Source organism: Mesorhizobium sp. M5C.F.Cr.IN.023.01.1.1, assembly GCF_003997585.1.
Taxonomy (GTDB): domain Bacteria; phylum Pseudomonadota; class Alphaproteobacteria; order Rhizobiales; family Rhizobiaceae; genus Mesorhizobium; species Mesorhizobium wenxiniae.
This window is the reverse complement of the sequence record NZ_RZSU01000039.1, coordinates 1-12,006: the sequence shown is the minus strand read 5'-3', so window position 1 is coordinate 12,006 and position 12,006 is coordinate 1. Positions and strand designations below refer to the sequence as shown.

Annotated in this window: 12 protein-coding genes; 9 read left to right on the top strand and 3 right to left on the bottom strand. The window is 61.8% G+C overall.

What is annotated here, in order from left to right:
- Positions 1 to 99: 99 nt before the first annotated feature.
- Positions 100 to 729, top strand: coding sequence for an invasion associated locus B family protein (locus EOA78_RS17220; protein WP_127316160.1), 630 nt, complete (start codon positions 100 to 102; stop codon positions 727 to 729).
- Positions 730 to 833: 104 nt separating this feature from the next.
- Here EOA78_RS17220 and hspQ read toward each other — a convergent pair whose 3' ends face one another.
- Together hspQ and EOA78_RS17210 are read right to left on the bottom strand one after the other, a co-directional pair.
- On the bottom strand, positions 834 to 1,157 hold the full coding sequence (hspQ, locus tag EOA78_RS17215) for a heat shock protein HspQ (RefSeq protein WP_029352484.1): 324 nt from the start codon (positions 1,155 to 1,157) through the stop codon (positions 834 to 836).
- A 203-nt stretch (positions 1,158 to 1,360) separates the two neighbouring features.
- Positions 1,361 to 2,572: a UbiH/UbiF family hydroxylase gene (locus EOA78_RS17210; RefSeq protein WP_127316159.1), complete on the bottom strand. Its 1,212-nt coding sequence runs from the start codon at positions 2,570 to 2,572 to the stop codon at positions 1,361 to 1,363.
- A gap of 105 nt (positions 2,573 to 2,677) precedes the next feature.
- Between EOA78_RS17210 and EOA78_RS17205 the strand changes: the two genes are divergently transcribed.
- The 8 genes from EOA78_RS17205 to EOA78_RS17170 all read left to right on the top strand — a co-directional run bounded on the left by EOA78_RS17205 (position 2,678) and on the right by EOA78_RS17170 (position 10,879).
- On the top strand, positions 2,678 to 3,574 hold the full coding sequence (locus EOA78_RS17205) for a DUF2182 domain-containing protein (protein ID WP_164783796.1): 897 nt from the start codon (positions 2,678 to 2,680) through the stop codon (positions 3,572 to 3,574).
- 12 nt (positions 3,575 to 3,586) lie between these two features.
- Positions 3,587 to 4,201: a DUF1326 domain-containing protein gene (locus EOA78_RS17200; RefSeq protein WP_127316158.1), complete on the top strand. Its 615-nt coding sequence runs from the start codon at positions 3,587 to 3,589 to the stop codon at positions 4,199 to 4,201.
- The gene (gene pcsA / locus EOA78_RS17195) at positions 4,198 to 5,016 is read left to right on the top strand and encodes a phosphatidylcholine synthase (RefSeq protein ID WP_164783795.1); all 819 of its coding nucleotides are present in this window, start codon (positions 4,198 to 4,200) and stop codon (positions 5,014 to 5,016) included. Before EOA78_RS17200 ends, pcsA begins: the two co-directional genes overlap by 4 nt.
- Positions 5,017 to 5,050: 34 nt before the next feature.
- The gene (locus tag EOA78_RS17190; RefSeq protein WP_127316156.1) at positions 5,051 to 6,028 is read left to right on the top strand and encodes a quinone oxidoreductase; all 978 of its coding nucleotides are present in this window, start codon (positions 5,051 to 5,053) and stop codon (positions 6,026 to 6,028) included.
- A gap of 125 nt (positions 6,029 to 6,153) precedes the next feature.
- Positions 6,154 to 7,731: an ABC transporter ATP-binding protein gene (locus EOA78_RS17185; protein ID WP_164783794.1), complete on the top strand. Its 1,578-nt coding sequence runs from the start codon at positions 6,154 to 6,156 to the stop codon at positions 7,729 to 7,731.
- Entirely contained in the window at positions 7,728 to 8,840 is a 1,113-nt protein-coding gene (locus EOA78_RS17180) for an ABC transporter permease (RefSeq protein WP_127316154.1), read from the top strand. The genes EOA78_RS17185 and EOA78_RS17180 overlap by 4 nt, the downstream gene beginning before the upstream one ends.
- Complete coding sequence (locus EOA78_RS17175) at positions 8,840 to 9,760, top strand: ABC transporter permease (RefSeq protein WP_127316153.1); 921 nt, start codon at positions 8,840 to 8,842, stop codon at positions 9,758 to 9,760. Before EOA78_RS17180 ends, EOA78_RS17175 begins: the two co-directional genes overlap by 1 nt.
- A gap of 51 nt (positions 9,761 to 9,811) precedes the next feature.
- Positions 9,812 to 10,879, top strand: a complete 1,068-nt coding sequence (locus EOA78_RS17170; RefSeq protein WP_127316152.1) for a BMP family ABC transporter substrate-binding protein — start codon at positions 9,812 to 9,814, stop codon at positions 10,877 to 10,879.
- A 123-nt stretch (positions 10,880 to 11,002) separates the two neighbouring features.
- Here EOA78_RS17170 and EOA78_RS17165 read toward each other — a convergent pair.
- Positions 11,003 to 12,006 (bottom strand): beta-propeller fold lactonase family protein (locus EOA78_RS17165; protein WP_127316151.1); only part of this gene is annotated, 1,004 nt, incomplete at its 5' end.

Genomic DNA, 12,006 nt, shown 5'->3' with positions numbered 1-12,006 from the left:
CGTCCGAAGTCATTCTGTTGCCTCATTTCGGCAACAGGTAGCTGGACCACACGGCGCGAAGAAGCCGGTCCTGGGATCATTTGAGAGGAAGTGCACGATATGACGAGCCTGAACAGCAACGCGTACCGCCTGTCGGTCATGGCCGCTGGCGTGGTCGGCTTTCTGGGCGCACAACTTCCCAATGCTCTTGCGCAGCAGCAACAGCAGATTCCGCAGGGCTGGTTTAAAGCCTGCACCAAGCAGGAAGACGTCGACATCTGCAATGTCCAGAACATCACCACTGCCGGCAACGGGCAGCTCGTCACCGGCGTCAGCCTGATCGAATTGAAGGGCAAGGTGAACCGCAAGGTGTTCCAGGTGACGGTTCCGACCGGCCGCCTGGTTCCTCCCGGCATTGGCCTCCAGATCGATGCCGGGAAGGCGCAGAAGCTCGATTATGTGATCTGCTTCCCTGACCGGTGCGTGGCGGAAGTGCCGCTGACCGACCAGCTCGTCGCCTCCTTCAAGAAGGGTTCGAACCTGACGCTCACCTCGGTCAATTTCCAGAACCAGCCGAACCCGATCAAGGTCGCGCTGACCGGCTTCAGCGGCGCCTTCGACGGGCCGCCGCTGCAGCAGTCGGACATCGAGGATCGGCAGAAGAAGCTTCAGGATTTCGTTGCCAAGAACAATCAGGACTTCGCCAAGAAGCTCAAGGAAGAGCAGGACAAGGCGAAGACCGCCAACTGATCGCCCCTCAGGCGCAATTTCTAAGGAAAAGCGGGGGCATGCTCCGCTTTTTTCGTTTCGGCCAGCTATTTCCTGATCCCGGTCAGGCCCGCAACTTCGTCAGGTCAATGTCTTGACTGGCGTCTCGGCTCGTAGCGCCCGTCCGGCCTCTTGTCGAACATCTCACCGATCTCCGGATGCCGCACCGGTTCGCCAGACTGATCCTCGAGCAGGTTCTGCTCAGACACATAGGCGATGTATTCCGTTTCCGAATTCTCGGCGAGCAAGTGGTAGAAGGGCTGGTCCTTGCGCGGCCGCACATCCGCGGGGATCGCCTCGTACCATTCGTCGGTGTTGGCGAATTGCGGGTCGACATCGAAAATGATGCCGCGGAACGGAAACAGCCGGTGGCGAACCACCTGCCCGATCGAGAATTTGGCTGTTTTCATCATCGTACTCACCACTAAGTCCTAGGAGCGCCGCGTCCTTGGAACGCGCAAAAACTCCCTAAGACTTTGAATTTACGCATTACGCTTCAAAAAATCGAGCCCGACTTAGGGCTGATACCTGGCCCTACTTGACGCAGACGCCGCATCAATTCAATGCCGCAAGCGCTCGACGCCCCGTCCCTACGGGCTAGCCCGAGGGCGTGCTACCGCCTGACTTGTTTCCTTAAGCCGCCGGCCAGTGCGGCAAAACCACTGCCGGGCCGCAGCCCCTCGCGCATGAAAAAGGCGCGAAGCGGCGCGAAGCCGCCGAGCACGCCGAGACCAGCGCTGCGCGCCATCTGTGCTGGCAGCATGTCCGAGAGCAGCGACTTGTTGAGCAGGTTGACCGCACTGCTGCGCGCCAGGATGTCGGGCCGGCGCTTGAAATCATAGGCTCGGAGTGCCTTAACGGCGCCGGGGTCAACCCTGTTTTCGCAAGTAATTTCAAGCAGATCATCGATATCCCTGATACCAAGGTTGAGCCCTTGCGCGCCGATCGGCGGAAACACATGGGCGGCTTCGCCGACAAGTGCCACCCGGTTACGCGCGAAGCACCGGGGCGTTACGCCGGAAAGCGGGTAGATCTGCCGGCCGGGTTCGACAGAAACCCGGCCCAGCATCGATTGCATCCGCTGTTCGATCCGCATCGAAAGCGTAGCATCGTCCAGTGCGGCGAGTTCTTTCGCCGTTGCCGGTTCTACTACCCAGACGAGGCTGGACCGGTTGCCGGGCAGGGGAACCTGGGTGAACGGACCGATCTCGGTGTGGAATTCGGTCGAGGTGAAAGCGTGGTCGCTGCGGTGAGCGAAATTGAGAACCAGTGCGGCCTGCGGATAGGACCGCGCGGATGTCGAGATGCCGGCAGCCTCGCGGGCCGGCGACAGACGGCCATCGGCAGCGACCGCCAGCGATGCTGCAACCTCGCTGCCGTCAGACAGGATCGCATGGGCATGATCGGCGTCGAGGCGCCAGGTCTCCACCATCGATTTTCGCCATTCGATGCCGGAATGCGCGACTACAGCCCCGGCAAGTGCGGGGTTGAGCGCGCTGTTGGGTAAGTTCAGCCCGAACTGCTCCTCGTCGATTTCGCTGGCACGAAAAATGACCACCGGGCTGCGGATCAGCCGGCTGGTTGCATCGACGATGCGCATAACCTTCAGCGGTGCGGCTCTGGACCTCACCTCATCGAGGACGCCCAACCGTTCGAGGATATTCAGGGCTGGGTTCATCAAGGCCGTCGTTCGGTCGTCTTGGCCATTTGCCTCAGGTCCGACGAGCGTCACGGGAAAGCCGGCATCCGCAAAACCAAGCGCTGCGATCAGCCCTGCCGGGCCACTGCCGGCAACCAGTATCCGTGCTGTCTGCTGATGGTCCAAGTTCGCTTCCGGATTGTGATGCGAGGCGGTCGGTTCCGACCTGATAAGCATATAGGTCAGATCATACGGCTTGATCAACGCGGCGATTCGGCCCATTCGATTGCCATGATCGGCCAAGACCATGATTTCAGTCATCTCGACCGTGTCGGCCGGGCCACGGCGAGCATCTCGCGCAATCCTCGACTGGCGGTGAACATCGTTTTGGGTGCAGGCGTCCTTCTGGCCTGGCTGCTTCTCGGCGCCATGGCGATTCGCGGCGCCGAAAGCCGGGTTCCGGGCATCGATGCACCGGGCGACACATTGATCAGATATCTGCCGCAGCTGCCGCTGCCGGATTTTCTTGAGCGCTTCTTCACCCTTTGTCTTGCACCTGCGCCGCTCGACGGGGGCGTCGGCGCGCAGGCCGGAGCGCTCGTCGTCATGTGGTTCCTGATGGCGGTCGCCACCATGCTGCCTTCGGCGGCGCCGATGATCCGCACCTATTGCGAGATCGCCGATACCGCGCGGATCAAGGGCGAAGCGGTCGTCCATCCGCTGGTCCTGGTCGCCGGTTACCTCAGCGTGTGGTTGGCCGCGTCGGCAGTGTTTGCGGCGCTGACGCTCATCGTCCACGCCTTCGCCTCACCTGTGCAGATGCTCGATCCGGTGGTCGGAGCGACCGGAGCAGTCGCGCTTTTGGTTGCCGGCCTCTATCAGTTCAGCGGCCTGAAGGTAGCCTGCCTGATGAAATGCAAAAACCCGTTCTCGATCCTGTTTTCGAACTGGAGCGCGAGGCCCGGCCGGATTTTCCGGCTCGGCATGGAGCAGGGCGTCTGGTGCCTCGGCTGTTGCTGGGCGCTGATGCTGGTGATGTTCGCCGTCGGTGTGATGAACGTGTTTTGGATGGCGCTGATCGGCCTGTTCACCTTGATCGAAAAACAGACGGCGGGCAGGCTGCCAACCCGGATCGCCGGTGCGATACTGCTTGTCTGGGCAGCCGCCCTGCTAGTAGTCTCGGCATAGGGAGAGAATTCGATGGCGGATCAAGGCTGGGCAATGAAAGGAGAGCTGGTACTCTCCTGCAATTGCACGGTTTTTTGTCCTTGCGTGCTGTCTCTCGGCAGTCATCCGCCCACCGAGGGCTATTGTCAGACCTGGGCGGGGTTCCGCATCGATGCCGGCCATTTCGGCGAGGTCGACCTGTCCGGCCTCAACCTTGGGCTGGTCATGGAAATCCCCGGCTATATGAGCCGCGGCAACTGGACCGCCGGACTGTTCATCGACAAGCGCGCCTCAGTCTATGCGGTAAAGGCGCTGACCAGGATTTTCACCGGCAAGGCTGGCGGAACCACCTCGCTGCTCTCCATCCTGGTCGGAAAGTTCCTCGGCGTCGAGCAAGCGCCGATCACCTATGAGACGCGTGACAGGACGCGGATCTTCCAGATACCGAAGATTATCGACGGGGCGGTGACGCCGATCCCAGGCAAGGACCGCGACAAGGATACGGTGATCAGCAATTCGGAGTACTGGATCGCACCGGAAATCGTCGTCGCCAGGTCCGACAAGAGCAAGATGCGGGCCTTCGGCCGCAACTGGAATTTTGCCGGCCGCTCGGCCGAAATCTGCAAGCTGGACTGGCGGGGCCCGTGAGCAAGAACACAAAGGCCCGGAAAATCGCCGAAAAGATCACCGACCGGATTCCTAGGCCGAAGAAGAAACTCACGTGGCCGCAGGCGCGCGCGTTTTCTGTCCATCTGCTGACCGCGTCGGGGTCGTTCCTGGCGTTCCTGTCGCTGGTGGCTGCGAGCGAGCAGCGCTGGACGGCGATGTTCTGGTGGCTGGGCCTGGCGCTGTTCGTCGACGGCATAGACGGGCCGATCGCCAGGAAACTCGAGGTCAAGGAAATCCTGCCGACATGGTCGGGCGAACTCCTCGACAACATCATCGACTACGTGACCTACGTGCTGATACCGGCCTTCGCGCTTTACCAGCGCGGCTTCATGGGTGAGGGCCTGTCGTTCCTGTCGGCGGCGATCATCGTCGTGTCGAGCGCAATCTACTATGCCGACACCGGCATGAAGACGAAGGAAAATTTCTTCAAGGGGTTTCCGGTGGTCTGGAACATGGTGGTATTCACGCTGTTCGTCATCGATCCGGGACAATGGGTTTCCTTCGCCGTCGTCGTGGTGGCCGGCATCCTGACCTTCGTGCCGATCAATTTCATCCACCCGGTGCGGGTGGTACGGCTGCGCCCGATCAACCTTGGCATGACGCTGCTATGGTGCGCTTTCGGAGCGCTGGCCCTGGCGCAGGCAGCTCTTGCCGCCTTCTACGACCAGATCGGCGTCTTGGGGGAGCAGGTGAGTGTCTTCACCAAGATCGGCATCACGGTCACCGGACTTTACCTCGCATGCATCGGCGGTATCATGCAGCTCTTTCCAACGCTCGGCGCCAAGAAAACCTGATCCAAGAGAGTCTGGTCCCAAGAGAGCCTCATCAATGTCCAAAGCAATACGCATCCACGCCAATGGCGGTCCGGAGGTTCTGACCTATGAGGACGCCGATCCGGGCCAACCCGGCTCGGGACAAATCCTGGTCAGACACACGGCGATCGGCCTCAATTTCATCGACGTCTACCATCGCTCCGGCCTTTATCCGCCGCCAGGCGGTTTCCCGCTGATACCCGGCAGCGAGGCGGCTGGGGTGGTGGTGGAAGTGGGCGCGGATATCGACTGGCTGAAGCCGGGCGATCGCATCGCCTACGCCGTGACGACTGGCGCCTATGCCGAGCAGCGCGTGATCGCCGCCGACCGCGTCGTGAAGGTGCCGGACGGCATCAGCGACGAACAGGCGGCCGCCATGATGCTGAAAGGGATGACGGCGGAATATCTGCTGCGCCGTACCTTCAAGGTGAAGGCGGGCGACACGATCCTGTTTCACGCCGCAGCCGGCGGTGTCGGGCTGATCCTCGGCCAATGGGCCAAACGTCTTGGCGCAACCGTGATCGGCACCGCCAGTTCCGCCGACAAGATCGAGCTCGCCAAGGCGCATGGCTTCGACCACGTCATCAACTATCGCGAGCAGGACTTCGTCGCCGGCGTTCTCGCCATCACCGGCGGCAAGAAGTGCGACGTCGTCTATGATTCGGTAGGCAACGACACCTTTCCGGCCTCGCTCGACTGCCTGAAGCCGCTCGGCATGTTCGCCAGCTTCGGTCAGTCGTCGGGGCCGGTCCCGCCGTTCAGCATGTCGTTGCTGGCGCAGAAAGGTTCGCTGTTCGCAACCCGTCCGACGCTGTTCGTCTACAACGCCAAGCGCGAAGACCTGGAGGCGTCCGCCGCCGCGCTGTTCGAAATCGTGCTCAGCGGCGCGGTCAAGATCAAGATCAACCAGCGCTACGCGCTCAAGGATGCCGGCAAGGCGCATTCCGACCTTGAAGGCCGCAGGACGACCGGGACAACCATTCTTATTCCCTGAGCCTTGCTATCCCTTGAGTTTCCGCTGAAATTCTTGAAGCTCTTTCAAGACGGGTGCCGCTTTGCGATGACAGCAGGCCGCGCATACGATGCCTGCGGGAACACAGAACATATCTGGCAAACCAGATGGGAGGTACTGTGAGTGCAAATCAGGACGGCGCAGACCTGCTTGAGGTTCGTGGCCTTACCAAAACGTTCGGCACGCTGACCGCGTGCGACCATATCGATCTCAACGTCGCAAAAGGCGAAATCCACGCGTTGCTCGGCGAGAACGGCGCCGGCAAGTCGACGCTCGTCAAAATGCTGTTCGGAACACTGGAGCCCAATTCGGGCGAGATTTTCTGGAACGGTCAGGCGGTCACGATCACCAATCCCGGCTTTGCGAAGAAGCTCGGCATCGGCATGGTGTTCCAGCATTTTTCGCTGTTCGAGGCACTGACGGCGGCGGAGAACATCGCGCTGTCGCTGGACGACGGTTCGCCGATCAGCACGATTGCCGCGAAGGCGAGGGCGCTTTCCTACAGCTACGGCTTGCCGCTCGACCCGCAATCGCTGGTCGGCGACCTGTCGGTCGGTGAGCGCCAGCGTATAGAGATTATCCGCTGCCTTCTGCAGACGCCGCAGCTCATCATTCTCGACGAGCCGACTTCGGTGCTGACGCCGCAGGAAGCCGACAAGCTGTTCGAGACGCTCGAACGGTTGCGCTCGGAAGGAAAGTCCATCCTCTACATTTCGCACCGCCTTGAAGAGGTCAAGCGCATCTGCGACCGCGCCACCGTGCTGCGCCACGGCAAGGTGGTTGGCCATTGCAACCCGCGCAAGGAAACCGCGGCATCGCTGGCCCGCATGATGGTCGGCAACGACGTGCAGGCCGTGGTGCGCGCGCCGGTTCGGGGTCTCGAGACCGCGCGGCCGCTGCTTGAAATTCGCGCGCTCAGCCGCCGGCCGGCAACGCCGTTCTCGATCCCGCTCAGGAACATCAACCTGACGGTACGCGCCGGCGAAGTGATTGGCATTGCAGGCGTTGCCGGCAACGGCCAGGGCGAGTTCTTCGAATCCGTTTCCGGCGAGGTGCCGCAGCAGGATGCCGCCTCGGTGCGCATCCGCGGCAAGGATGCCGGCGGCCTCAGCATCACCGGCAGGCGGCTGATGGGCGCTGCCTTCGTGCCGGAAGAGCGGCTCGGCCACGGTGCAGCCCCCCGCATGAAGCTTTCGGAAAACCTGCTTTTGTCGCGCCATGCCACCGACGGCAAGGTGTTTGTCGGCGCCGGCGGAATGGTCAAAAGCGATGCGATCTATGCCGCCGCCCAGCGCATCATCAAGGCGATGGATGTGCGCAAAAGCGCTCCGGACCCGGAGGTGGCAGCGCTTTCAGGCGGCAATCTGCAGAAATTCATCGTCGGCCGCGAACTCGACCGCAGGCCAAGCGTCATGGTCGTCAATCAGCCGACATGGGGCGTCGACGCCGGTGCCGCCGCCCACATTCGCCAGACGCTGATCGAATTGGCGCGCAGCGGCTCGGCAGTGCTGGTCATCAGTCAGGATCTCGACGAATTGTTCGAGATATCCGACGCGATCGCGGTGATGCACAATGGCGAATTATCGAAGCCTTTGCCAATCGCTGAGGCCACATTCGAAAAGATCGGACTGCTGATGGGCGGGGCCGAGCCCGGCCACGCCGAACACGCTCTGGAGACGTCATGATGCGCCTCGAACTCGTCAAACGGCCACAGCGCTCAATGCTGTTTTCGGCGCTGTCGCCCTTCATTGCCTTTGCGCTGACGATCGTTGCCGGCGCCATCCTGTTCGCACTGCTTGGCGTTAATCCTTTGCAGGCGTTCCAAATTTACTTCCTCGAGCCGGTCAGTCAGGTCTGGCAGCTGCATGAGCTGGCGATCAAGGCGGCACCGCTCATCCTGATCGGGGTCGGCCTGTCGGTTTGCTACAGGGCCAACATCTGGAACATCGGCGCGGAAGGCCAATTCATCCTGGGCGGCATCGTCGGCTCGAGCATTCCGGTGCTGTTTCCCCAGTTTGAAGGCCCGCTGGTGCTGCCGCTGATGCTGCTGTTCGGCATGGTCGGCGGTGCCGCCTACGCCGCCATTCCCGCCTTGCTCAAGACGCGCTTCAACACCAACGAGATTCTGACCAGCCTGATGCTGGTCTATGTCGCGCAGCTGTTCCTCGACTGGCTGGTGCGTGGGCCGTGGCGCGATCCGAAGGGTTTCAATTTCCCGCAGACGATACAGTTCAACGACTCGGCCATATTGCCGGAACTGATGCCGGCCTCCGGCCGTGCCAATTGGGGTTTCGTGTTCGCGATGGTCGCGGCGGTGCTGGTCTGGATCCTGATGAGCCGCATGCTGAAAGGCTTTGAGGTTCGCGTGCTCGGCTCAAGCCCCAGGGCAGGGCGCTTCGCCGGCTTCGGTATCAACCGGATGGTGTTCTTCGCCTTCATGCTGTCGGGTGCACTGGCCGGGCTTGCCGGCATCTCGGAAGTCTCCGGAGCCATCGGCCAGCTGCAGCCGGTGATCTCGCCCGGCTACGGCTTTGCCGCCATCATCGTGGCGTTCCTCGGCCGGCTCAATCCGCTCGGCATCGTCGCGGCGGGCCTGGTGCTGGCGTTGACCTATCTCGGCGGCGAAGCGGTGCAAAGCGCGCTCGGCATATCCGACAAGGTGGCGCGCGTGTTCCAGGGCATGCTCCTGTTCTTCGTGCTCGGCTGCGACACGCTCATTCACTATCGCATTCGTCTGATCGGCTTTGCCGCGCCGAAGCTTGAATCCGCACCGAAGCTGGAGGAGGCCCGCTGATGGATATCACCGTCAACATTCTTTTGACCATCGCAACCGCGGCGACGCCGTTGCTGATCGCGGCGATCGGCGAGCTGGTGGTCGAACGTTCCGGCGTGCTCAATCTCGGTGTCGAAGGCATGATGATCATGGGGGCGGTCGGCGGTTTCGGCGCCGGCTATCTCACCGGATCGCCGTGGATCGGGTTGTTGGCGGCGATCGCCTTGGGTGCGGTGTTTTCGCTGCTGTTCGCTGTCATGACGTTGTCGCTGGCCACAAACCAGGTGGCGACCGGCCTGTCGCTGACATTGCTCGGCCTCGGGCTTTCCGGCATGATGGGTACCAGCTTTGTCGGCCAGCCCGGCGCGAGGCTGCCAAACCTCGACATTCCCGGCCTGACAGCCATCCCCGTCATCGGCAGGTTGTTGTTCGGCCAGGACCCGATCTTCTACATCTCGATTGCATTGACCGTCGCCGTCATGTGGTTCCTGTTCAAGACCCGCACCGGGCTGACGCTGCGCTCGATCGGCGACAGCCACACATCGGCCCATGCGCTTGGCATCCAGGTCATCCGCTACCGCTATCTGGCGGTGATCTTCGGCGGCGCCTGTGCAGGCCTTGCCGGGGGCCACCTGTCGCTGGTCTATACGCCGCAATGGGTGGAGAACATGACCGCGGGACGCGGCTGGATCGCACTGGCGCTGGTCGTGTTCGCATCATGGCGGCCATGGCGGGTGCTGGCTGGCGCCTATATCTTCGGCGCGGTATGGATCGGCCAGCTTCATGCCCAGGCTTTTGGCATCCCGGTTCCCTCGCAACTGCTTTCTTCGTTGCCCTATCTGGCAACCATCGTGGTTCTCGTTCTAATCTCGCGCAACAAGCGTTTGACGATGATGAACACACCGGCTTCCTTGGGGCAGCCATTCGTTCCGGATCGTTAACAATAAAAAACAAGCGGGAAGCTCCAAGGTTTAACTCAGAGAGGTAACACGATGAAAAAACTTCTTATTGCCCTGGTAGCCACGGCGGCAGCATTGTCGCTGGCTGCCACCGCCGAAGCACAGGAAAAGCTGAAAGCCTGTTGGGTCTATACCGGCCCGATCGGCGATTTCGGCTATTCGTACCAGCATGACCAGGGCCGGCTGGACGTAGAGAAGGCACTCGGCGACAAGGTCGAGACCGCATATCTGGAGAACGTCTCCGAGGGTCCCGATGCCGATCGTGCCTTCGAGCGCCTGGCGCGCGAAGGATGCAAGATCATTTTCGGCACGTCCTTCGGCTTCATGGACCCCGAAGTGAAGGTCGCCAAGAAGTTCCCCGACGTGATGTTCGAACACGCGACCGGCTACAAGACGGCCGAAAATCTCGGCATCTACAACGCACGTTTCTACGAAGGCCGCTACATCCTCGGCCAGATCGCCGCCAAGCAATCGAAGTCGGGCGTCGCCGGCTACATCGTTTCGTTCCCGATTCCCGAAGTGGTGATGGGCATAAATTCCTTCATGCTCGGCGCCCAGTCGATCAATCCTAACTTCAAGGCGAAGATCGTCTGGATCAATTCATGGTTCGATCCGGGCAAGGAAGCCGACGCCGCCAAGGCTCTGTTCGACCAGGGTGCCGACATCATCGTCCAGCACACCGACTCGACTGCTCCCCTGCAAGTCGCCGAAGAGCGCGGGCTGCAGGGCTTCGGCCAGTCTTCGGACATGATCAAGTTCGCTCCCAAGGCGCAATTGACCTCGATCGTCGACGATTGGGGGCCGTACTATGTCGGCCGGGTGAAGGCTGCGCTCGACGGCACCTGGAAGCCGGGCAATGTCTGGCTGGGCATCAAGGACGGCGCCGTTAAGATGGCCGCTTACACCAACATGCCCGATGACGTGAAGGCGATGGCGGAAGCCACCGAGAAGAAGATCGTCGAAGGATGGAACCCCTTTACCGGGCCGATTGCCAAACAGGACGGCACGCCCTGGCTGAAAGAGGGCGAAGTCGCCGACGATGCGACGCTGCTCGGCATGAACTTCTACGTCAAAGGCGTTGATGACAAGCTGCCGCAGTAAGCTGCGCAAGCGCTTGTGCCGGCCTTGGTTCGGCCGGCTTCGACAGAACCGGGGAGGGCGCCTTTCGGGCGCCCTCTTTTCATGTGCGCCAGCTTCGAACTGCTGCGAGTCCCACCATGTGGCTCAGCGGGCGACTATGGTGTGGACGCCCGCGGGCAGCCTGATGCGATCCGATGTGGGAGCGAGCGCCGGGCGCCCTTCCGTTGTGATCCGCCATATCTCGACGGCACCGCCAAGGGGCGCTTCGTCATTGCGGTAACGGTTGATGCCAACGAAGAGGCTTTGCCCCGTCCGATCAAAAGCGAGGCCCTGCGGCAGCACGCCTGCGAGCGGCCATTCGCCGTGCGGTGACAGCCGCCCTGTTTCGGCGTCCAGCTCATAGAGGCTGAGCGACGCATGCTCCGTCCAGTCGCGCGAGCCGTCTTGCTTGCCGGTGCCGCGAAGATTGGACGTGACAAGAAAGCGGCCGTCGGGGCTGAAGGCGATCGTCTCGGCGCCCCAGCCACCAAGCGCGATGTGAGGCACGATATGCCTTGCCGCATCGCCCATCGCGCCGACATCGGCAAGCCGAACTGTGGTGAGAATGCCCTCCCGAACCCCATAGAAGCCGGCCGTATCGATGCCCCATTGAACATCGGAGGTAATGTAGTAGCGGCCGTCCGGCGAGAAGCGGCCGACGAAGGGAAACTTGTTCGTCTGGACGCGATTGCCCCAGGGGCGAATGGCCGAAACCACTCCGTCATTTCCGCGCAGCACCTCGAAGAAGGCGACCTGACCACGGTCGACGAGATTGATCGCGATGTACCGGCCGCTTGGATGCCACTGCACCCAGGTCGCCTTCAGCGGAATGAAACCCGTTGACGGCTCGAGACCGAGACCGAAGCTTGAGACGGGGCCGAACCGACCCTCCCTGACCGGAACGAAGGTGAGTTCGCGGTCGGCGTCGACAGTAATCGCGACGATAAGATCGCCTGCTGGATTGAGATGGATCGCCTGCGGCTGGATTCCGATCCGCACGCTGTCGACCACCGCCGAGTGGCCGCCATCGAGCCGGAGCGATCGGATCGTGTCGCCTTGCTGCAACTCGTCGAGGCGGGGCGCCCGTTCGGGCCGTTTACGGAAAGTTT

Coding starts and splice junctions, on each gene's coding strand:
- EOA78_RS17190 (WP_127316156.1), top strand. CDS start 5,051: ATGTCCAAAGCAATACGCATCCACGCCAATGGCGGTCCGGAGGTTCTG.
- EOA78_RS17200 (WP_127316158.1), top strand. CDS start 3,587: ATGGCGGATCAAGGCTGGGCAATGAAAGGAGAGCTGGTACTCTCCTGC.
- EOA78_RS17175 (WP_127316153.1), top strand. CDS start 8,840: ATGGATATCACCGTCAACATTCTTTTGACCATCGCAACCGCGGCGACG.
- EOA78_RS17205 (WP_164783796.1), top strand. CDS start 2,678: ATGATCGGCCAAGACCATGATTTCAGTCATCTCGACCGTGTCGGCCGG.
- EOA78_RS17185 (WP_164783794.1), top strand. CDS start 6,154: ATGGGAGGTACTGTGAGTGCAAATCAGGACGGCGCAGACCTGCTTGAG.
- hspQ (WP_029352484.1), bottom strand. CDS start 1,157: ATGAAAACAGCCAAATTCTCGATCGGGCAGGTGGTTCGCCACCGGCTG.
- EOA78_RS17180 (WP_127316154.1), top strand. CDS start 7,728: ATGATGCGCCTCGAACTCGTCAAACGGCCACAGCGCTCAATGCTGTTT.
- EOA78_RS17170 (WP_127316152.1), top strand. CDS start 9,812: ATGAAAAAACTTCTTATTGCCCTGGTAGCCACGGCGGCAGCATTGTCG.
- EOA78_RS17220 (WP_127316160.1), top strand. CDS start 100: ATGACGAGCCTGAACAGCAACGCGTACCGCCTGTCGGTCATGGCCGCT.